Source organism: Azonexus sp. (assembly GCF_047638095.1).
Taxonomy (GTDB): Bacteria; Pseudomonadota; Gammaproteobacteria; order Burkholderiales; family Rhodocyclaceae; genus Azonexus.
Genome location: NZ_JBLJBW010000006.1, coordinates 19,185 through 40,947 on the forward strand (window position 1 = coordinate 19,185; position 21,763 = coordinate 40,947).

Annotated in this window: 18 protein-coding genes; 12 read left to right on the top strand and 6 right to left on the bottom strand. The window is 61.3% G+C overall.

Annotated features, from left to right (window positions below; translation table 11 throughout):
- Positions 1–120 precede the first annotated feature (120 nt).
- Positions 121–2,730: a bifunctional aconitate hydratase 2/2-methylisocitrate dehydratase gene (locus ACM62Q_RS02545; protein WP_415033410.1), complete on the bottom strand. Its 2,610-nt coding sequence runs from the start codon at positions 2,728–2,730 to the stop codon at positions 121–123.
- Between the two features lie 315 nt (positions 2,731–3,045).
- Between ACM62Q_RS02545 and ACM62Q_RS02550 the strand changes: the two genes are divergently transcribed.
- From ACM62Q_RS02550 to tal, 3 genes are all read left to right on the top strand, one after another.
- Positions 3,046–4,107: a sugar ABC transporter substrate-binding protein gene (locus ACM62Q_RS02550; protein WP_415033411.1), complete on the top strand. Its 1,062-nt coding sequence runs from the start codon at positions 3,046–3,048 to the stop codon at positions 4,105–4,107.
- Positions 4,104–6,791: an EAL domain-containing protein gene (locus ACM62Q_RS02555; RefSeq protein ID WP_415033412.1), complete on the top strand. Its 2,688-nt coding sequence runs from the start codon at positions 4,104–4,106 to the stop codon at positions 6,789–6,791. Before ACM62Q_RS02550 ends, ACM62Q_RS02555 begins: the two co-directional genes overlap by 4 nt.
- A 109-nt stretch (positions 6,792–6,900) precedes the next feature.
- Complete coding sequence (gene tal, locus ACM62Q_RS02560; RefSeq protein WP_415033413.1) at positions 6,901–7,938, top strand: transaldolase; 1,038 nt, start codon at positions 6,901–6,903, stop codon at positions 7,936–7,938.
- Between the two features lie 11 nt (positions 7,939–7,949).
- Here tal and ACM62Q_RS02565 read toward each other — a convergent pair whose 3' ends face one another.
- From ACM62Q_RS02565 to ACM62Q_RS02580, 4 genes are all read right to left on the bottom strand, one after another.
- On the bottom strand, positions 7,950–8,795 hold the full coding sequence (locus ACM62Q_RS02565) for an HDOD domain-containing protein (RefSeq protein ID WP_415033414.1): 846 nt from the start codon (positions 8,793–8,795) through the stop codon (positions 7,950–7,952).
- 92 nt (positions 8,796–8,887) lie between these two features.
- Positions 8,888–9,205: a YkgJ family cysteine cluster protein gene (locus tag ACM62Q_RS02570; protein ID WP_415033415.1), complete on the bottom strand. Its 318-nt coding sequence runs from the start codon at positions 9,203–9,205 to the stop codon at positions 8,888–8,890.
- Positions 9,198–9,908, bottom strand: a complete 711-nt coding sequence (gene trmB, locus ACM62Q_RS02575; protein WP_415033416.1) for a tRNA (guanine(46)-N(7))-methyltransferase TrmB — start codon at positions 9,906–9,908, stop codon at positions 9,198–9,200. The genes ACM62Q_RS02570 and trmB overlap by 8 nt, the downstream gene beginning before the upstream one ends.
- Entirely contained in the window at positions 9,898–10,914 is a 1,017-nt protein-coding gene (locus ACM62Q_RS02580) for a tRNA dihydrouridine synthase (RefSeq protein ID WP_415033417.1), read from the bottom strand. Before ACM62Q_RS02580 ends, trmB begins: the two co-directional genes overlap by 11 nt.
- A 48-nt stretch (positions 10,915–10,962) precedes the next feature.
- Between ACM62Q_RS02580 and ACM62Q_RS02585 the strand changes: the two genes are divergently transcribed.
- From ACM62Q_RS02585 to ACM62Q_RS02625, 9 genes are all read left to right on the top strand, one after another.
- The gene (locus ACM62Q_RS02585; RefSeq protein ID WP_415033418.1) at positions 10,963–11,478 is read left to right on the top strand and encodes a putative toxin-antitoxin system toxin component, PIN family; all 516 of its coding nucleotides are present in this window, start codon (positions 10,963–10,965) and stop codon (positions 11,476–11,478) included.
- A gap of 58 nt (positions 11,479–11,536) precedes the next feature.
- A complete protein-coding gene (locus tag ACM62Q_RS02590) occupies positions 11,537–12,031 on the top strand; it encodes a Dps family protein (RefSeq protein WP_415033419.1) in 495 nt (164 codons plus the stop codon).
- 185 nt (positions 12,032–12,216) lie between these two features.
- Positions 12,217–13,569, top strand: a complete 1,353-nt coding sequence (locus tag ACM62Q_RS02595) for a sigma-54-dependent transcriptional regulator (RefSeq protein ID WP_415033420.1) — start codon at positions 12,217–12,219, stop codon at positions 13,567–13,569.
- Between the two features lie 32 nt (positions 13,570–13,601).
- Positions 13,602–14,150, top strand: coding sequence for a 1,6-anhydro-N-acetylmuramyl-L-alanine amidase AmpD (ampD, locus tag ACM62Q_RS02600; protein ID WP_415033421.1), 549 nt, complete (start codon positions 13,602–13,604; stop codon positions 14,148–14,150).
- A 7-nt stretch (positions 14,151–14,157) separates the two neighbouring features.
- Positions 14,158–14,832 carry a response regulator transcription factor gene (locus ACM62Q_RS02605; protein ID WP_415033422.1) on the top strand — a complete coding sequence of 225 codons (675 nt, stop codon included), beginning with the start codon at positions 14,158–14,160 and terminating at the stop codon, positions 14,830–14,832.
- Positions 14,822–16,087, top strand: coding sequence for a sensor histidine kinase (locus tag ACM62Q_RS02610; protein ID WP_415033423.1), 1,266 nt, complete (start codon positions 14,822–14,824; stop codon positions 16,085–16,087). The genes ACM62Q_RS02605 and ACM62Q_RS02610 overlap by 11 nt, the downstream gene beginning before the upstream one ends.
- A gap of 86 nt (positions 16,088–16,173) precedes the next feature.
- Positions 16,174–16,884, top strand: a complete 711-nt coding sequence (locus tag ACM62Q_RS02615; protein WP_415033424.1) for a class I SAM-dependent methyltransferase — start codon at positions 16,174–16,176, stop codon at positions 16,882–16,884.
- A gap of 18 nt (positions 16,885–16,902) precedes the next feature.
- Positions 16,903–18,777 carry a sulfatase-like hydrolase/transferase gene (locus ACM62Q_RS02620; protein ID WP_415033425.1) on the top strand — a complete coding sequence of 625 codons (1,875 nt, stop codon included), beginning with the start codon at positions 16,903–16,905 and terminating at the stop codon, positions 18,775–18,777.
- 11 nt (positions 18,778–18,788) lie between these two features.
- Positions 18,789–19,544 (top strand): phosphatase PAP2 family protein, encoded by a 756-nt coding sequence (locus ACM62Q_RS02625; RefSeq protein WP_415033426.1) that lies wholly within the window; start codon positions 18,789–18,791, stop codon positions 19,542–19,544.
- 63 nt (positions 19,545–19,607) lie between these two features.
- Here ACM62Q_RS02625 and ACM62Q_RS02630 read toward each other — a convergent pair whose 3' ends face one another.
- Positions 19,608–21,614 (bottom strand): LTA synthase family protein, encoded by a 2,007-nt coding sequence (locus ACM62Q_RS02630; protein ID WP_415033427.1) that lies wholly within the window; start codon positions 21,612–21,614, stop codon positions 19,608–19,610.
- Positions 21,615–21,763: the final 149 nt, after the last annotated feature.

Consider the following 21,763-nt stretch of genomic DNA (forward strand, 5'->3'; position numbering starts at 1 on the left):
ATTTTGGTAACAGTGCGGGCTTCCATCGTCGCTTTTATGCAATTTCCCTGTCTAAAAACAAAACCCCCGCCAGTAACGGCGGGGGTTTTCAGGCATTGAACTAAGCGCGATTCTTAGACGTTACATCTCCACCGTTGCCGCCACTTCAACGAAATCAGCGATCTGGTCGAAGTTCATGTAACGGTAGATATCCGCTGCCTTGGCATTGACTACCTGGATTTGTTCCATGTATTCCGCCACCGTCGGGATTTTGCCCATCAGGGCGCACATGGCGGCGAGTTCGGCGGAGCCGAGGTAGACGCGGGTGTCGATGCCCAGACGGTTGGGGAAGTTGCGCGTCGAGGTGGACATGGCGGTGGAGCCCTTGCGGATCTGCGCCTGGTTACCCATGCACAAGGAGCAGCCGGGCATTTCCATACGCGCGCCGGCCTTGCCGAGCACGCTGTAATAGCCTTCCTCGTTCAACACCATGGCGTCCATCTTGGTCGGCGGCGCGATCCACAGACGGGTCGGGATGTCGGATTTACCGTCCAGCACCTTGCCGGCAGCGCGGAAGTGGCCGATGTTGGTCATGCAAGAGCCGATGAACACTTCCTCGATCTTGTCGCCGGCGACTTCGGAGAGCACTTTCACGTCGTCCGGATCGTTCGGGCAGGCCACAATCGGCTCTTTCACGTCGGCCAGATCGATTTCGATCACGGCGGCGTACTGCGCATCTGCGTCAGCCTGGATCAGCGTGCCATGGGCAATCCACTCTTCCATGGCGGCGATGCGGCGCTTCAGGGTGCGGGCGTCCTGGTAGCCTTCGGCGATCATCCACTTCATCAGCGTGATGTTGGAGCGCATGTATTCGACGATCGGTGCCTTGTTGAGCGCCACGGAACAGGCGGCAGCGGAACGCTCGGCGGCGGCATCGGACAATTCGAAAGCCTGTTCGACCTTCAGATCCGGCAGACCTTCGATTTCCAGAATGCGGCCGGAGAAGACGTTCTTCTTGCCCTTCTTCTCGACGGTCAAGAGGCCGGCCTTGATGGCATAGAGCGGAATGGCGTTGACCAGATCACGCAGGGTGATGCCAGGCTGCATCTTGCCCTTGAAGCGCACCAGCACCGATTCCGGCATGTCGAGCGGCATGACGCCGGTGGCGGCAGCAAAGGCGACCAGGCCAGAACCGGCCGGGAAGGAGATACCAATCGGGAAGCGGGTGTGCGAGTCGCCGCCGGTGCCGACGGTATCCGGCAACAACAGGCGGTTCAGCCAGGAGTGGATGACGCCGTCGCCCGGACGCAGGGAAACCCCGCCGCGCGTCGAGATGAAGGACGGCAGTTCGCGGTGCATCTTGACGTCGACCAGCTTCGGATAAGCGGCGGTGTGGCAGAAGGATTGCATCACCAGATCGGCGGAGAAGCCGAGGCAGGCCAGGTCTTTCAGCTCGTCGCGGGTCATCGGGCCGGTGGTGTCTTGCGAGCCGACGGTGGTCATCTTCGGTTCGCAGTAGGTGCCGGGCAGGATGCCCCGCTGTTGCCCATTTTCTTCCGGCAGACCGCAGGCGCGGCCGACCATTTTTTGCGCTTGCGAGTAGCCCTTGCCGCTATCGACCGGGTTTTGCGGCAGACGGAACAGGGTGGACACCGGCAGACCGAGCGCCTCGCGCGCCTTGGTGGTCAGGCCGCGGCCGATGATCAGCGGAATACGCCCGCCAGCGCGCACTTCGTCGAGGATGACCAGGGTCTTCAGTTGCGATTCGGCGATCACCGCGCCGTTCTTGGTGGCCGTGACCTTGCCGGTGGCACCGTCAACCTTAAGTTCGATTTCGTCGCCCATGTCCATCTGGCCGGCGTCGATTTCGATCGGCAGCGCGCCGGCGTCTTCCATGGTGTTGAAGAAAATCGGAGCAATTTTGGAGCCCAGGCAGACGCCGCCGAAACGCTTGTTCGGCACGAAGGGAATATCTTCACCCGTGAACCACAGCACCGAGTTGGTGGCGGATTTGCGCGAAGAACCGGTGCCGACCACGTCGCCAACATAGGCGATCAGATTGCCCTTGGCGGCGAGCTTTTCCAGTTGCTTGATCGGGCCACGGATACCCGCCTCGTCGGCTTCGATACCCGGGCGCGGGTTCTTCAGCATGGCCAGCGCGTGCAGCGGAATATCCGGGCGCGACCAGGCATCCGGCGCGGGAGACAGGTCGTCGGTATTGGTTTCGCCAGTGACCTTGAACACGGTCAGCTTCTGCGAAGCCGGCACTTCCGGGCGCGAGGTGAACCACTCGGCGTCGGCCCAGGATTGCATCACCGCTTTGGCGTTGGCATTGCCTTTTTTGGCGAGCTCGGCGACATCGTGGAAGTAATCGAACACCAGCAGGGTCTTCTTCAGGCCCTCGGCAGCAACCGCGCCACAGGAGGCGCAGCCGAGCAGGTCGATCAGCGGTTTGACGTTGTAACCGCCGAGCATGGTGCCGAGCAGTTCGGTGGCCTTTTCCTTGGCGATCAGCGGGCAGTTTTCCTCAGCCTTGGCGACCTTGGCGAGAAACTCGGCCTTGACTTTGGCCGCGTCATCCACGCCGGCCGGCACGCGGTAGGTAATCAACTCGACCAGCGCGGCTTCTTCGCCTTGGGGTGGGTTTTTCAGCAAGGCGACCAATTCGGTGGTCTGCTGTTTGGACAGGGGCAGCGGCGGGATGCCGAGGGCGGCACGCTCGGCAACATGGGCACGGTAGGCTTCAAGCACGGCGACTTCCTTTCGTAAAGGGTGGGCACAGGAAAATTGGACGGTAGATTTTACGACCTTCGCAGCACCAAGGTAACCGGTTTTCGGCAGAGCAAAATCCTTTGGCGCGCAAGTCTTATATATTTTATATGTTAGATCACCCAAGTGCCACACCCCGATGTTGACTCAGGCACAGTTTTCTTATCGCCCATGAGCAGGCTTTCACCCGCCGCTTTTTTGTCGCCCCTTCGCAAAAGAGGCGCAAAACAAGCCGAAGTGCGCCGCCCAGCGAAGGTTTTCGTTTATATAATGCGACCGTCTTGGGGGAAGGCTGTCATGAAAATTTATCGTGCGCTGCTGTCTGTCGTCGGTCTTTTGTTCTGCTTTGCCAGCTTGGCCACCGAAAATTTGCGCATTGACGTACTGCGCATCGGTGTACTGTACTGGTCGATGGATATTCCCGGGCAGGTCGCCATGCGCGAGGGCCTGGAAGCAGAAGCTGCACGCCTCAACGACGAAGCGAAACATAATGGCCAGCCGGCCCTGGAACTCATTCCCCGAGTTGCCGGCAACGGCCCGGCCGGGATCGAGCGCCAAATCGCCCAAATGCATGAGCTCATCGCCTTGCGCCCCAAGGTAATCCTCGTACAACCCACCGATAACGCCGCGCTGGCGCAACCCTTGCGCGCCGCCAATGCCGCAGGCATTCCTGTCGTGGCGTACGATCAATACATCAGCGGCGGCAAGCTTGCCGCCTATGTCACCTCCGACAACCGCCAGGCGGGTTATCTCGGCGGGGAATATCTCGCCGCCCAATTTCCTCCCGGAAAAACTTTGCGCCTCATTTTGGTGGACTATCCCAGCGTTTCCTCCACCGTCGAGCGCCTCGACGGTTTTCTCGATGCACTACGCGAACGGCAGCGGCCTTACCAGATTCTGCGCCGTTACCAGGCCGTCGAACCGGTGGCGGGTCGCGCCGCGGCAGCCAGCATCTTGCGCGAATTTCCCCAGCCCGGCAGCGTCGATGCGATTTTCACCGTCAACGACGGTGGCGGACTGGCAATCGTCGATGCGCTGGCCCGCGCCGGACGAGAAGAAATCCTGGTGGCCAGTGTCGATGGTGATCCGCGCTCTGTTGAAAACATTCGCTCTGCCCGCCTGACCGCGATCGATGCCGCACAATTTTGCGGCCCGCTCGGCGCACAAGCCATGCGCCACGCCGCCACGCTCGCACGCGGCGGCAAAGTGGCGCAACAGACCTTGCTACCCGTGTTTCCCGTCACCCGCGAAACCTTGAGCGCCTACCCCGGCTGGCAAGGGCCGATTCCGCCCAGCTTCCGCAAGAGCTGGCCGGCGGCCCAACCGGTGTGGAACAACCAGCCCCGGCACACCCCATGAACGCCCCGCAAAAAACCCCATCGCTGGGCGCGCAGCAGTTTCGCGACTTCAACCGCCGCCTGGCCTTTGCTTTCGGCGCGCTGATTCTTTTGCTCATGGCCGTGGTGCTGCTCGCCGGCAACGTCTTATTGCAGCGTCTCGTCAATCAGGAAGAAGAAAGGCTCTCTACCCTCCTCACCGGCGTGCTCGCCGAATCGATCAACCACATCGGTTTTTCCAGCAAATACCAAGCGCGCCTCTTGCTTGAAGAAATCCAAAAACAACACCCGGAAATCCGCTATCTGCTGATTGCCGACGCAGACGGAAAAATTCTCGCACACAGCGATCCCACCCAAAATGACGCCCATCTGCCGGCGGAGATTCAAGCCAATAACCAAAGGGTGATCGACACCCTCACCCCCTTCACGCGCAGCATTTCCTACCGTGGCGAGCCCTTGCATGAAGTCACCCTGCCTTATCGCACAGGCTTCGAACGCACGGTACAAGGCAGCATCCAGATCGGCTTGTCGGAAGCCTCACGCGCCGCTGCCGTGCGCCAGGGGGCGATCCTCATCACCGCCCTGGTGCTCGTCCTGATGGTGATCGGCATCCTCGTGGTGCGCATCTTGAGCCGGCGTTTCGGACGGCCTTTACGCCTGCTGACCAACGATTTGCAGGCAACCTTGCAGGCGATTCCCGACATCTTGTTCGAATTCGACCGCAGCGGGCGTTACCTCAACATCACGACCGAAAACGAAAGTCTCCTCGCGCGCGACAAAAACACCCTGCTCGGGCGGCAGGTGCACGACGTTTTATCCCGCACGGCAGCCGATACCGTACTCGCCGCCATCGACGAAGCGGACCGCACGGGCAGCTCGCACGGGCGGCAGGTGATGCTGGATTTACCCGGGGGCAAGCGCTGGTTTGAATTGTCCGTCGCCCGCAAACGTCCGTTAAGCGGCCAAGAAGGTTCTTTCGTCATACTTTCGCGCGACATCAGCGAGCGCCATGCCGCCTACCTGCAAGGCTTGCTGGCCAATAACGTTTTTGAAAGCAGCCGCGAAGGCATTCTGGTCACCGACCCGCAGCAACGCATCGTCCGCGTCAACTCCGCCCTATGCCGCCTGAGCGGTTACAGCAAGGACGAATTGCGCGGCCAGACACCGGCGCTGCTGCGCTCGATCACCCGCCAGCCAGAAGCCCACGCGCTGATTCAAGAAACCTTGCTCCACCACGACTACTGGCAGGGCGAAATCTGGAACCGCCACAAGGATGGCAGCGAATACCCTTTGCTGCTGTCGGTCAATGTCATTCGCGATGGCGCGGGCAACCTCTTGCATTACGTCTCTTTTCACGCCGACATTTCCGGCCTGAAAGCCTCGGAAGCCAAACTTGAACACATGGCCCACCACGATGCGCTGACCGGCCTGGGCAACCGCCTGCTGCTACACATCCGCCTCGAACACGCCCTCTCACGGGCGCAGCGCGAAGGCAAGGGGCTGGCGCTGCTGATGCTTGACCTAGACCACTTCAAAGACATCAACGACAGCTTTGGCCACGCCATGGGTGACGCCCTGCTCCAGCAGATCGCCGCCCGTCTCAGCCAGCGGGTGCGCGGCACCGACACCGTCTGCCGTCTGGGCGGCGATGAATTCACCGTGCTCGTGGAAAATCTGGAACACCCGGATGACGCCGCCAAACTGGCAGAAGATATCGCGCAACTCATCGAACAAAATGTCACCCTGCCCAATGGCAGCGAAGTGGCCGTCGGCTGCAGCATCGGCATCGCACTCTATCCAGAGCACGGCGACAACATGGAAGAACTACTGCAACAGGCCGATGCCGCACTCTACCGCGCCAAAGCGGAAGGACGCGGGCATTACCAGTTCTACACCGAACGCCTGACGCAGGAAGCCCGCCAGCGCATCGCCCTGGAAACCCGCTTGCGCCGCGCCATCAGCAATCAAGAATTGCTTTTGCACTTCCAGCCGCAGATCGATACGCACAGCGGCAAGATCTTTGGTGCCGAAGCCTTGGTGCGCTGGCTCGATCCGGAACATGGCTTGATGCCGCCGGGCGATTTCATCCCGCTCGCCGAACAAAGCAACCTCATCGTCCCGCTCGGCGACTGGGTGTTGCAAGAAACCTGCCGCCAAGGGCGGGCCTGGATCGACGCCGGATTAGCGCCGCTGACGCTGGCAGTCAACGTGTCTTCGCGCCAGTTCCACTACGGCAATCTGGTCGACAAAATCAGCGCCGCGCTGGCCGCAAGCGGCTTTCCCGCGGAATACCTCGAACTGGAGCTGACCGAAGGCGTACTCATGCAGCACCGGCAAGAAGTCAGCGCCACGCTGAACAAGATCCGCGCCCTGGGCGTACGCATCGCCATCGATGATTTTGGCACGGGCTATTCCTCGCTGTCGTATCTGAAAGCCTTTCCGCTCGATGTGCTGAAAATCGACCGCAGCTTTGTGCGCGACATCCCGAACAATGCCGACGACATGGAAATTGCCGCCACCATCATCGCCATGGCGCACACACTGCGCCTGAAGGTTCTTGCCGAAGGCGTCGAAACGCCGGAGCAATTAGCTTTCCTGCGCGCCCACGCTTGCGATTACTATCAGGGCTTTCTCACCAGCCGGCCGCTTTCAGCACAAGCGTTTGCCAACTTCATTCATCAACACGCGGCTGATTCAAGCAGATAAAACTTGAAATTGCGTTTCCGACAAATCTGTCAAAACTCTTTGATACGCTCACAACGAGCGATTTTCACAGCCGCCTACCCCATCGATCCTTCATTTTCTCAACGCACCTATGTCACGCATCGCCGCCGTTTCCGCCCTGGGCCAGCAAATTTGGCTGGATAATCTTTCCCGCGAACTGATCGCCTCTGGCGAGCTCGAGCGCTGGATCAAAGAAGATGCCGTCGCTGGCGTCACCTCCAATCCGGCCATTTTTTATAACGCCATCCGTAACGATCCCCACTACCAAACCGCCATTGCCACCTTGAAAGGCAGCGTGGGCGATGCTGAAAGACGTTTCGAAAATCTCGTTCTGCCCGACGTGCGCCGCGCCTGCGATCTTTTTTTGCCGACCTACCAAAGCGCTCACGGACACGCCGGCCTGGTCAGCTTCGAAGTTTCCCCCGCCCTGGCGTTTGACGCTGCCGCCACCGTACAAGCCGCACAGCGCCTGTGGAACGACATCGCCCGCCCCAATGCCATGATCAAAATTCCGGCCACCACCGCCGGTATCAGCGCCCTGCAGACCTGTGTCGCGGCCGGCATCAATGTCAACGTCACTCTGATTTTTTCTCCCGCCCAACTCAGCGCCGTGCAAGCCGCTTACCGCGCCGGGATCGAAGCCCGTTGGCAAGCCGGCCACAGCGTCGAGCGCATCGCTTCGGTCGCCAGCGTTTTCATCAGCCGTCTGGACAGCCTGCTCGACCCGGAATTACCGAGCGCGCTGCAAGGTAAAACCGCCATCGCCATGGCCCGGCGCGCCTACGCCGACTGGCTGCAGCAGCCCGCATTACCCGGCGGGGCGCAAGCACAAAAACTGCTCTGGGCCTCCACCTCCACCAAAAATCCGGCGTATCGCGACGTACGCTATGTCGAAGAGCTGATCGGTCAAAACACGATCAATACCGTGCCGGACGCCACCCTTGTCGCCTTCCGCGAACACGGAGAAGCTGCGGCCAGGCTCCTCGCCGACCCGACGGATACAGAACACCAACTGGCCGCCATTGCCGCCCTGGGTATCGATCTCGATACCGTCGGCGAGGTCTTGCAACGCACGGGGTTGCAGCAGTTTTCCGAAGCCTTTGCCAAACTACTCGATTTGGTGCGCTAAAACCTGCTGTTTCAGTGGATGTAGTCGCGTAAATCTTCGATCAAATCATCGACGCCGCCCAGAGATAGCCCAAGAAAGGCGCACACCGCCGCTGCCGCCTTGGGCCACTCATTTTCGCTCTCGCCTTGCGTGTGCAGGCGAATGGCGTGTTCGGCCAACACGCTGACAGCAATCTGCGCCCGCATGGTGTGAGAAAACTCGCTCGCACGCAGCAAAACGCTGTAATCGTGGTGATGCAAAATGGCCTGCGCCACATCCGCCGGCAAGCGCCAGCGGCGCGCCAGAAAATAGCCGACCACGGCGTGATTGGTGCCCAGCAAGCGGTCTTCGATCTGGGTGAATGTGCCATCTTCGGCCGCATTGGCCTGCATCAGCACCGATTTGGTCTGGGGAAAACGGCGCATCAACAAAGGAATGCCGCAATCGTGAAAAAGGCCGAAGGTATAGGCGATATCCGCCGGCAAACAGCGCAGGCGCTCGGCAATTTCAACGCACAAATTGGCGGTTAAGGTCGAGCTTTCCCAGAAACGCTCGAGACGCCCTTCCAGCTTGCTTTCCAAGGCCACCTGCAACAGCCGGCTGACGACGATGGAAAAAATCGACCGCGTACCCAGAAACTGCACCGCCTGGGTAATCGAAGACAGCGGCGCGGCACCGGCAAACGCAGGGGAGTTCGCCACCTGCATGAGATGCCCGGAAAGCGCCACGTCACTGGAAATTAAGCGTACCAGTTCCGCCGTGCTGGGATTTTCTTTGCCCAACTCCTTGTCGAGCTCAAGCAGAATCGTCGGGCGCGGCGGAATATCCACCCCCTTGAGCAAAGAAGAAATTTGTTGTTCGTCTACAACTGCGTCCATTTTCAATGAATTTGCCTGATTTCAAGAACTTCGGTGAGCTTACCCGTTAAACCACGCGCATTGAATACGACTTTGGTCATACGCCAATAGAATTACAGCAAACCAAAATACCGCCGCGCCCGGTCGCAGGCCTCATGTTCCGTATCAAATTCCCGGCAAGGCGAAGGCCGTTCAGGGTAAATCGTGCAGCGCACCGACTGCCCCACCTCGCCCGCCAAGGCCACGCAACGCGGCGCTTGCGCGTCCGTACCGGCCAGGCGCACCAGATTCGGCGTCAGGCGCACCGTCATTTCCAGCGGCACGCCCGCCCCCCAGGCAAAGGCACCGCCTGCCAGCTCGGCCGGATGAAAATCCACCCGAAAACGCGCGCAGCAGGCACCGCATGTCTGGCAGTTTTTTTCCTCAGCCAAAGTCCACCTCGCAGCGCCACAAGGCATGACCGGAAGTACGATATTTCTGCTCAAACGGCGTCATGTCCTTTTCCGGCACATAGCGCTTCGCCACCACCGGTTTTTCCGCCAACCAGGTCAAGGCCTGCGCCATTTCCTCGATATAAATGCGCCAGTTGCTGCGGCATTCGACCACCCCGCCCAGCGCGCGCCACACCGGAAATACCGCATGCCCATGCCAGCGCCGCGACAAATGGCCGATTTTTGGCCAAGGATTGGGATACAAATTGTAATGGCGCGCCAAACGCAGCCCGTTTTGCGCCAGCAAGCGCCAGAAATCGACCAGATCGGCGCGCACCAGCACCGCATTTTCAGGCAGCGCCTGCGGTTTGCCGCGCAGCAAGCGCGCGGCCGATTGATCGACGCCGATAACGAAATGCTCAGGAAAAGTCTGCGCCAAATGCAAAGTACTCCAACCCACGCCGCAACCGGCATCGAGAATGAGCGGTGCGGCCGCATTCCAGACCACATGCGCCGCTCGGGCTTGCGCGTAGGCCTCTTCATTGTACGAAGCAAAGGGTTTGCGCCAGGGCTGCGCAAGGTGGCGGTGAAATTGCCGTTCCAGATCGGCATGAATACCGGTTTGCGCACTGAACACCGGGCGCGACTTACCCTGGCCGACGTTCTCGCTTTCGTTATTTTTGTTCTGCGACTCAGTTTGCATAGGGGAAAGAGGGGGACTCCAGAGAAAAATGCGCTGCAAAATCGGCCGGCAAAATACCCTGGGCGATCAACTGCGCATCGATTGCCTCGGCCGTTTTCAGCGGGCGCAGCTGGGCATACAAATTTTCCGCCGCCAGCATCTGCCGGCGCAACAGCATCAACCATTGCTTCAGGCGTCCGCCGGCGTGCTCTGGCAATACCCGTTGGCGCACGCCTTGCCAATAGCGCGCCAAAAAAGGCTGTAGCGCACGCCAAACGGCGGGAGCATCATGCGCTTCGCCGGCCCTGATCTGGCGCGCCAAAAATGGATTGGCCAGTGCGCCACGCCCCAGCATCACTGCCGCACAAGCGCTTTCCTGGCGAATCTGCCGCCAATCTTCGAGGCACCACACTTCACCGTTGGCGATCACCGGAATTTTCAGCGCCGCCGCCACCTTACCAATCTCAGCCCAGCGTGCCGGCGGCCTGTAGCCGTCCTCCTTGGTGCGCCCATGCACGATCAAGGCATCGATCCCCGCCGCCGCCAGAGCCTGGGCGCAATCTATGGCCTTGTGCGTATCGCGGATGCCCAGCCGCATTTTTGCCGTAAACGGCACACCCGCCGGGATTTCTGCGCGCACGGCCGAGGCGATGGCGTGCAAAAGCTGCGGCTCGTCGAGCAGCGCCGAGCCACCACGATGACGAAACACCGTCGGTGCCGGGCAGCCGAAATTCAGATCGATGCCTGCCGGCTGCAACGCCACCAAACGCCGCGCATTGGCCGCCATGAACTGCGGATCGGAACCCAAAAGCTGCACGCGCATCGGCGTGCCTGCCAAGGTACGACTGCCCTGCGACAGCTCCGGACAGGTACGCAAAAATGTGCGCCGTGGCAAAACACTTTGCGTCACCCGCACAAACTCGCAAATTCCCCAGTCATAGCCGCCAATCGACGTCAGCACCTCGCGCATCAGCGGATCGGCCAGCCCCTCCATGGGAGCCAGGAGAATTTCAGAATCAAACGACATAAAATCAAGGGCAAACACGCAGCGCGGGGGCGCATTATAATCCGCCCCATGCTGCGCTTCGTCCTCGACACCAATGTCGTTCTCGATTTGTTCCACTGGGCCAATACCGACGCCCTGAGTTTGCTGCACGCTCTGGAAACCGGGCGCATCACCTGTTTTGCCGATGCCCGCACGCTCGATGAATTGCAGCGCGTACTCAACTATCCGCAACTCAAACTGACCCCGGCAATGCAGGCTGAACGCTGGGCGCGCTATAGCAAACTCATTACCCGGCAAGCCGAAGCCGAAGCGCCGCCGCTGCCGCGCTGCCGCGACCGTGACGACCAGAAATTCCTCGAACTGGCCGCCCGCATTCCGGCCGATTGCTTGGTCAGCAAGGACAAAGCCTTGCTCAAGCTGCGCGGGCGCACCCGGCTGCCTTTTCGCATCCTGACCCCCGCCGCCGCCAGCCGCTTCCTGGAGCAGATGAGCGCCGAGATCGGGGCCAATACCGCAGCCGATATCTACACACAATCGCCCCCATACACATCGCACATTGGCGAGGCCCGGCAATTTTGCTTATAGTGTCTCCACGCCTGCGCACCGCGCGAGGCACGCCCCCCACCCACACCAGGAGAGCACCATGAGCGCCAAAAAGGTCAAAACCCCGAATATCGACATCGGCATTTCCGAAGCCGACCGCGCAAAAATCGTCAAAGGCCTCTCCGGCCTCTTGGCCGACAGCTACACCTTGTATCTGATGACGCACAATTTCCACTGGAACGTTACCGGCCCGCAATTCAACAGCCTGCATGTCATGTTCATGGGGCAATACACCGAACAATGGAACGCCCTCGACCAGATCGCCGAGCGTATCCGCGCCCTGGGTTTCCCCGCCCCGGGTACTTACAAAGAATTTGTCAAACTCGCCTCAATCAAGGAAGTCGAAGGTGTCCCCAAGGCCAACGACATGGTGCGCCACCTGGTCGCCGCCCAGGAAGCCACCGCCCGCACGGCCCGCAAACTGCTGCCCTTGGTGGGTGAAGTCGACGACCAACCCACCGCCGACCTCCTCACACAGCGCCTGGACGTGCACGAAAAAACCGCCTGGATGCTGCGCAGCCTGCTGGAAGACTAAACAGCAAAACCCCTCAGATACATCCGGCAAAAAAAGGCCAAAACCCTTGTTTTTACTCGGTTTTTGGCCTTTTCAAATTGTCATGAACGGTTTTATGGTGCTCTGGGCGAGATGCTGAGGCGGCCCCCGCTTGCCCCCGGCATGGCGCAAGGCGCACAATTCGTCCTTTCCGGGAGATGAGATACGTGTCTGTAAGCCGTAATGAGCGCCGCCCGCGCACTGAATTAAAGCGCGTGCTGGTGGTGGATGACGAAGCCGATATCCGCGAGCTGATCGATCTCACCCTGCTGCGTATGGGGCTGACGGCGGTGTGCGCCGCGAGCGTGGCCGAGGCCAGGGCAGCGCTGGAGGCCAACGATTTCCAGCTGTGTTTGACCGACATGCGCCTGCCGGACGGCGACGGGTTGGAGATCGTACGCCACATCGGCGAGCAGCATGCGCGTCTGCCGGTGGCGGTGATTACGGCCTACGGCAGCGCCGAAAATGCCGTCGCTGCGCTGAAAGCGGGCGCTTTCGATTATCTGGCCAAGCCCATCGGCCTGGAGCAGTTGCGCAACCTCGTGCAGGCAGCGCTGCGTTTGCCCGGTGCCGAAACCGAATCACCCTCCGCCGCGCCGGGCGAGCCGGAATTGCTGGGCGATTCCCCGGCCATGCAACAGGTACGGACGATGATCGACAAGCTGGCGCGCAGCCAGGCACCGGTATATATCTCGGGCGCATCCGGTTCCGGCAAGGAAGTCGCCGCCCGCCTCATCCACGCGCACAGCGCCCGCAGCGGCGGCCCCTTCGTGCCGGTCAACTGCGGCGCGATTCCGGAAAACCTGATGGAGAGCGAATTCTTCGGTTACCGCAAGGGCGCTTTCACCGGCGCGGACAGCGACCGCGACGGCTTCTTCCAGGCAGCGCACGGCGGCACCTTGTTTCTCGACGAAGTGGCCGATCTGCCGCTGGCCATGCAGGTCAAGCTGCTGCGCGCCATCCAGGAGAAGAAGGTGCGCAAGGTGGGGCAGGTCAGCGAGGAGTCGGTCGACCTGCGCATTCTCTGCGCCACCCACCACAATCTGCGCGAGTGCGTGGAAAGCGGCAAATTCCGCCAGGACCTGTACTACCGCCTCAACGTCATCGAACTGCGCATGCCGCCCCTGCGTGAGCGCAGCGAGGACATCGTGCCGCTGGCCCAGCACATTTTGCTGCGCCTCTCCGGCCCCGAACATCCCGTACTGTCGCCGGAAGCGCAGGCCGCACTGGCCGCCTACACCTTTCCGGGTAACGTGCGCGAATTGGAAAACATTCTCGAACGGGCCACCGCCCTGTGCGCCGATGCGCGCATCACGGCGCAGGATCTGCAGCTGGAAGCGCCCGTCGACATGGGCCACGCCTCAGCAGCCAGCCCGTCCCTGAGCGAGCGCTTACACGCAGTGGAAAGCGCCTTCTTGCAGAAAACCCTGGCCGATACCGGCGACGATCTGAACCAAGCGGCGAATCTGCTGCAGATCAGCACCCAATCCCTGAGTGCCCGCCTGGCCCGGGAGGATTGACGGTGTCTTCCGCTGCGCTCGGGGAGAATGGCATGGGGCTGAAACACGGCTGGCTGGACAATGCCGTCCGCTGCCCCTCGCCCAATTTCGGCGAACGTCCGGCAGGCGCTGTGGTGTCCTTGATCGTGCTGCACAACATCAGCCTGCCGCCCGGTGAGTTCGCGACGCAGGCGGTGACGGATTTCTTCCTCAACCGGCTCGATGCGGCGGCGCATCCCTATTTCGCGGAAATCTGCGATTTGCAGGTTTCCGCCCATTTCTATATCGCCCGCGACGGCGCGCTGACGCAGTTCGTGAACACCGACCAGCGCGCCTGGCACGCCGGGCAGTCCTGCTGGCAGGGGCGGGAAAACTGCAATGATTTTTCCATCGGCATCGAACTCGCCGGCAGCGACGACACGCCCTTCGCCGCCGCGCAATACGCCACGCTCTGGCCCTTGATCGAGGCGCTGCGCCAGCGTTACCCGATCACCGCCATCGCCGGCCACAGCGACGTCGCCCCCGGCCGCAAGACCGATCCCGGCCCCTGTTTCGACTGGCCGGCAGTGGCGGTGCGCCATCCCGACCTGTGTTTGCCCTGAGCTTGCCATGCGCCTACTCATCATCGAAGACAACGCCGACATTCTCGCCAACATCGCCGACTACCTGGAAGCCGCCGGTCATGTGGTGGATTGTGCGCACAACGGCCCCGGCGGCCTGCATCTGGCACTCACCGGCAGCTACGACCTGATCGTGCTCGACATCATGCTGCCGGGGATGGACGGCTACCAGGTCTGCCGCAGCCTGCGCGACAGCGGCAAGCATACGCCGATCATCATGCTCACCGCCCGCGACACCCTCGACGACCGCCTGCATGGCCTGCGCGAAGGGGCCGACGATTACCTCGTCAAACCCTTCGCCCTGGCCGAACTGGCGGCGCGCATCGACGCCGTGCTGCGGCGCAGCCAAGGCTTTCTACCGCGCTTACAGGTAGCCGACCTGCAACTCGATCTCGACACCTGGCAGGTCAGCCGCGCCGGGCAGCCGCTCAAACTCAACCCGGCCTGCCTCAAGCTACTGGAAATTCTGATGCGCAAAAGCCCGGCGGTGGTGCGCCGGGAAGACCTCGAACACGCCCTCTGGGGCGACCAGCCGCCGCCCAGCGACAGCCTGCGCAGCCACCTGCACCTCTTGCGTCAGGCGCTGGATCGCCCCTTCGCGCACCACCTGCTGCACACCGTGCATGGCATCGGCTACCGGCTGGCGCCCGAGCATGCGGCCTAAACGAGCGCCGCAGCCGCTGGCGCGGCGCATCCTGCTCTCCTTCATCCTGCTCACAGCGCTGGTCGCAGGTATTAACGCCTGGGCCATCATCGTTCTCATCGAAGTCGTCGAAGAAGATCTGGTGGGCGAGGAACTGCGTCAGGAAATGGCGGCGGTGGAAACGGTGTTTCTCACCGAAGGGCGGATTCCCGACCTGACCGGCGGCAGCGCGCTTTACGCGCCAACCCTGCGGCCGCAAAAACCCTTGCCGCGCGAGCTTGAAACACCACACCCGGGATACCAGGAAGTGGTCACGGAGCGTGTCGCCTGGCATGTGCTGGAAGAAGAAATCGATGGCCACCGTTTCATTCTGGTCCGCAATCAGGATGCCTTCGAGGCACGTGAAAAGCTGTTTCACAAGTTGGTTGCGGGCGGCGTCTTGCTGGCCATCGCACTGGCCTACCTGATCGGACGCCTGACTGTACACCGGGTCATCGATCCGGTCATTCGTCTCGCTGCTGCCGTCCGCTCACATGCGCCTGCACAACCACTGGCTACAGCCTATGGCAATGACGAACTGGGGCAACTGGCGCAGACCTTCGACCAGGCATTCAATGCGCTACAGGCAGCGCTCGAGCGTGAGCGGCTGTTTACCAGCGATGTCAGCCATGAATTGCGCACCCCCTTGATGATCGTGTCGACGTCCTGCGAATTGCTGGCGCGGGGGGCGCTACCGGACAACAGCCGACGGCAGATCGCGCGGATCGCCAAGGCCGGGGCCGAGATGCAGGCGCTGGTGGAAACCTTCCTCGAACTGGCCCGGGTGCAGACCACCCGACTGGCAGAGGGCGACGGCATCAGCCTCGAGCAGATTGCCGCAGAACAGGTCGCCGTCTGGCAGCCGCTGATCGCAGCGCGTGGCCTGTCCTTCGTCTACCGCCAGGAAGCCGAAACGCCCGGCGTTTGGCACCCGACCCTGCTGCGCGTGGTGTTGAGCAACCTGCTGCGCAACGCCCTGCATTACACCGAACAAGGCGAGATCCGTTTATCTCTGGAGGCCGCCGGTTTCCGTGTCGAGGATACCGGCCCTGGCATCGCGCCGGAAGAACTGGGCCGCATCTTCGAACCCTTTCAGCGCGGCCGGCATGCGCGCGGCGAAGGGCTTGGCCTCGGCCTGTCCCTGGTGCGCCGGGTGTGCACCCAGGCGGGCTGGAGTGTGACCGCCGAAGCACTGGCGGCGGGCGGCAGCTGTTTCCGGGTGCGTCTGCTGCCCTGATTTCACAAAAATTTCACATTTTTTTGACGCGGCTTTGATCGCCGCATGTTTATCGTCATGACACACACTTACTGAGCTGGCTGACCGTGACTACTACCCCTCCCCCTCAACACCCTCCTAAGCACACTCCGATCGAACTCGAGTTTTCCAAGAAATACGACGACGAACATTCACTAGAGTATTTTCGCAAGCACAAGGATGGATTTGCGCGCCGTTTATCCGACTGGCGTGATCAGCAACTGGCACGCCAGGCTCTGAAGATTGCCGGCAACCCCCAGCAAGTGCTCGATCTGCCCTGTGGCGCCGGGCGCTTCTGGTCCTTGCTGGCAGAACAGCCGGAACGTGTCATCCTGGCCGCCGACAATTCGCCGCACATGCTTGATGTGGCGCGGCGTTGCCAGCCCGCAGAACTGGTCCGCCGGATCAAGACCTTTCAGACCTCGGCCTTCGCCATTGATCTGGAGGATGGCGCGGTCGATTGCGTTTTCAGCATGCGCCTCCTGCACCATATTGCCGAACCTGAGCACCGTCTGGCCATGCTGCGCGAATTCCACCGGGTAACGCGCGATACCTTGATCGTATCCCTGTGGGTGGATGGCAACTACAAAGCCTGGAAACGCCGCCGCCTGGAAGCGCGGCGCGCCCTGCGCGGACCGGGCGAAAACCAGAACCGCTTCATGGTTTCGGCTGCCGTCGTTGAAGCGGAATTCGCCGCTGCCGGCTTCAAGGTGCTGGCGAGCCAGGATTTCCTGCCGCGCTACGCCATGTGGCGTGTTTATACCCTGCGCAAAGTCTGATTTTTACAGAAATAATCAATGTCGTTCGCCATTGATCCCCCCGCGCCCGCAGCGGTGAGCCCGCTGCGCCGTTATTTTGCCCTGCTCTATGTGGCGCTGTGCCTCATGATCGGCCTGTTCTGGCCGCAGGTCGACATCGAAGGAGTGCAGGCCTGGGGCTATGTTCTGCTCAGCACCCTGGCGTATGCCGGTGCCTATCTGCTGCTGGCAGCCCTGCCGCTGGGGCTGCTGGCCCTGTTGCCACGCCGTCTGCCTGGACGTGATCTGTGGCTGGCCGGAGCGGCAGGCCTGGGCGGGAGCCTGGTGTTGTTGGCGGTGTATGCCGATTACCGGCTGTTTTCGCTCTACCAGTACCACTTCAACGGTTTTGTCTGGAACCTGCTGACGACCCCGGGCGGGATTGCGGCACTCGGTGCGACCGAATCGACGGAACGTACGATCGCCATGCAGGTGGCCGGCATCGTTCTGGTCAATATGCTTGTGCTGTGGTTGCTGCACCGCTATCGCGAGCGCGGCTGGCAATTACCCCGGCAGACCTGGCGGCGGACGGCGGCCGCTTTGTTCTGCCTGCTGGGCGTGCTCGAACTGGGTTTTGCCTACAGCGTGCATACCGGTCAGGAAAACATTCTGGCGGCGGCGGATGCGATTCCCTTTCACCTCAAGAGCGGTGCCAGCAAATTATTCAAACGCCTGGGCGTCGAGCCACGCGGCAAGGAAAACATGCGCCTGGCCGGCGGCGAAGTGGTCTATCCGGCGCAGCCGGTGGAGAGCAGCGGCTTACGCCCGGAGAATGTGATCATCCTGGTCGCCGAATCCTTTCGCTGGGATCTGCTCGACCCGGAAATCACGCCGAATTTATGGCGTTTTTCCCAGCGCGCCACGCGTTACGAGCGCCATTACAGCGGCGGCAACCGTACCCGCATGGGCATGTTCTCGCTTTTTTACGGCATTTACGCGCCCTACTGGTACAGCTTTGAAAAACAGCGGGTGCCGCCGGTGCTGATGCAGGTGCTGCGCCAACAAGGGTATCAAATGGCCTTGCACACCAGCCAGAGCTTCACCTATCCCGAATTGCACCACACCCTGTTTGTTGATGTGCCACCGGAGAATATGCACGCCATTCAGCAGGGCGATGCCTGGCAGCGCGATATCCAGAACATCGACGATCTCAGCCGACATATCGATCAGCGCGATCCCAAGCGTCCCTTCTTCGGCTTCATGTTCTTCGAGTCGACGCATGCGCCCTACAGTTTCCCGGAAGACCGCGCGCTGCGCCCGGACTACCTGCGTGACATGAACTACATCGATCTCGATCTGCGCAACAATATCGACGGTATCCACAACCGCTACGTCAATGCGGCGCATCACATCGATGCCCAGGTCGGGCGTCTGCTCGAGCATCTGGAGCGCACCGGCATGCTCGACAAGACGACGCTGCTCTTTACCGGCGACCACGGCGAAGAATTCATGGAAAAAGGACGCTGGGGCCACGGCCACGGCAGCACCTTCCCAGAAGAACAGATCCGCGTGCCGCTCGTACTCTGGCGTCCGGGTGTCGAACCCGCCGTAGTCAGCCACCGCACCTCACATCTGCAAGTGGCTTCCACCCTGCTCAAACACCTAAACATCACGCAAGACCCCAAAAGCTACAGCTCAGCGCGCCCGCTGGAGGAAGAAATGCCTTACTTCGTCTTTGGTGAATACGACCACATGGGCGTCGATGACGGCGAACACAAAATCGTTTTCCCCTATACCGGGCGCGACCATTTCCGTTACAGCGTCTATGACGAAAACGATCACCCCGTCACCCGCACGCAACGCGACGAAGTAATTTCCACGGCGCAGCCGCTGCTGACGGAAGTCGGCCAGGAAAGCCGGCGTTTCGTGCGCTGAGGCAGGCGGGCATGGCGCAAACGCCTGTGCCACAAGCGCGACATGCCGCAGAACCGACCGCCGGAACACCATCCGCCAGCCGCCCCTTCGCCTGGCGTCGCTGGCTCCTGCTGCCGCTGCTGGCGATGGCTCTACTGCTCATCTTGCCGCCAGAACCCCTGGATTTTGCCGTGAGTCGCTTGTTCTGGCAGGCGAGCGAGAACTTTCCCCTGCGTCGGGATTTCTGGCTACAGAATGTGTTGCACGATGGCGTGCGCTTCGTGGCTGTTGGTTTTGCCGTCCTTTTCTTGTCGCTGCTGATCGGCGGCGTGTTGCATCCACGCCTGCGCCCGCGCCTGAAGCCGTGGCGGCGGCACTTGGCCTATCTGGTCATTGCCATTGCTGCGGCGAGCGCCCTGATGCCGCCCCTCAAGGCCGCTACCCGGATGCACTGCCCCAGGGAATTGACGGAATTCGGTGGCCGCGAAACCTATGTGCCGCTCACCGCGCCCGCCGTGGCGCACCACAAAGACGGCCGCTGCTGGCCGGGCGGCCACGCCGCCACCGCCTTCTCGCTACTGGCTCTGTTCTTCGCTCTGCGCGACAAGCGTCCGCGCCTGGCCCGCCGCATCCTCTACGCAGTCCTCACCGCCGGCACCGTCTTGAGCGCCGCCCAGATCATGCGCGGCGAACACTTCCTTTCGCACAATGTGTGGACGCTCCTGATCGACTGGACGATCTGCCTGCTGCTCTACCGCGTGTTGCTCTATCGGCCGGTGCGGGCGTGACGAGGGGTTGCTTGCTCGAGCGTCCATGATGACCACAATGCACACCATGCCCTACCAAGGACATCAAAACAAACCTGAACAACGATTTCCTACAAACGAACACTCACGCCAGGAAATCAATCCCATACGAAACGCATAACTCGCCCCCTGATAGTACGCAATAGCGCGGGCGATCAACGGGTCGGACAAAGTTGTCGTTTGTTCCTCGCTGGCCCTCAAAGCGTCGCGGCGCAGACGCAGGTTACTGCGGGGGCTGAGAATGGCGAGATCGTGGCCGTCGAACAGGCCGAGGTGCTGATAATTGCCGATCACGGCGCGGCCGGGCTGAGCGTTGTCAAGCAGCAGGTTGCGGCCGAAAAAAGTGGATTCGTAGCTAATGCCGAGCAAGCCCAGCAGGGTCGGGGCGAGGTCGATCTGGCTGGTCAGCGTATCAACTTCCCGCGCCGCAATGAAACCGGGGGCGTAGATGAACAGCGGAATGTGGTAATTGGTGACCGGCAAATCCTCCAGCCCGGCGCTGCCGGCGGTATGGTCGGCGAGGAAGACAAAAACGGTGTTGGCGAACCACGGTTTTTCACGCGCCTGAGCGAGAAACTCGCCTATGGCGTAGTCGGTGTATTTCACCGCACCGGCGCGCCCCTGGCCGGAAGGAATGTTAATGCGCCCGTCCGGGTAGGTGAAGGGGCGGTGATTGGAGGTGGTCATCAGGTGGAAGAAAAAAGGGCGCTTGCTGGCGGCATCGGCGTCGGCCTGCTTCAGCGCCTGCCGGTAGAGGTCTTCGTCGGCCATGCCCCAGGCGTTGGTGAAGTGCATTTCGGCGTCCGGTACGCTGCTCTGGTCGACGATGCGATAGCCGTTGCCGCTGAAAAAAGCGTTCATGTTGTCGAAATAGCCGCGCCCGCCGTAGATGAAAGCGCTGTCGTAGCCGCGCGCTGCGAGTTGTTGGCCGAGGCTGGCGTAGCCGCTTTCACGGCCGATGCGTTTGACGATGGAGCGCCCCGGCGTCGGCGGAATGGAGAGGGTGACGGCTTCCAATCCGCGATCTGTGCGCGTGCCGGTGGCGTAAAAATTATTGAAGAACAAGCTTTCCTGGCGCAGTTGATCGAGCTTGGGCGTCAGTTCGCGCGTGTCGCCGAAGCTGCCGAGATAACGGGCGCTCAGGCTTTCTACGGTAACCAAAATGACGTTGCGCCGCTGTTCCGGGCCGGGGTTGTCGATCCGGCGGCGGATGTCGAAGGGCGCATCGCTCAAAAAACGCGCGTTCGGCTCGGCGACCTCGGCGCGCAGCAGGGCGGATGCCTGTTGATCCGGCAAGGTGGCGTAAAACTGCGCGTAGTCGAGTTCGTTGTTGCGAAAGGCAGCAAAGAACTGGAAGGGGCCGTTGCTCGCCAGTTCGCGTTGATAGACGTTGCCACCGGCGCTGAGGGGAAAATCCTGGCCGATCAGCAGCGCGTTTATGACGGCCAGAGCACACAGACCGAACAGGGTTTTCAGGGCGGCGCGGCGCGGCAAATTTTCCGGCCCGGGCGGGGCAGCGAAGCTCGCCGCCAACACCGGGCGCAGGGCCAGGGTGATGGCGACTGCCAGGATCGCCAGCACGGCCAGCAGGCGATAAAGCGGGTAGGACTCGACGATGTTGTCCACCACCTCCTTGGAATAAACGAGGTAATCCACCGCGATGAAATTGAAGCGCACGCCGAATTCGTCCCAGAACAGCCATTCGGCGGTGGCGACGAACAGCATCAGAAAGACCAGCAGGGCGAACAGCGCGGTCAGGATGCGCCGATGCCAGCGCGCCTGCCACCAATCCCGTGGGCAGAGCAGCAGGTAGAGGGCGAGCGGCAGGGCGGCATAGACAAGAAAGGCGAGGTCGTATAGCGCGCCAAACAGAAACAGCCGCGCCACCGCCAGCGCCCCGACCTGGGCTTCGTCCAGATGCGTCAGCCAAAGCAGGCCGCGGGTAAACAGAAAGACGCTCAGCCAAACGGCGAGAAACAGCGCGAGGTAACGGGTGGGGGCGTAGCGCGGCAGCAGGCGCGGCGCGCAACAAGCGATTTTTTGACGCAGCATGGCGAAAATGGCAGACGGGCGGATGAAAACGCGCACAGTGTCGGCCGAGGAGCGTCAAGAAGACGTCAAGAAAAGGTGAAAAAAACATCAAAACCAGGTGCCACGGGAGCGCCTCTGGAAGCTCAGCACCCTGGCAACTCGAATTCGCA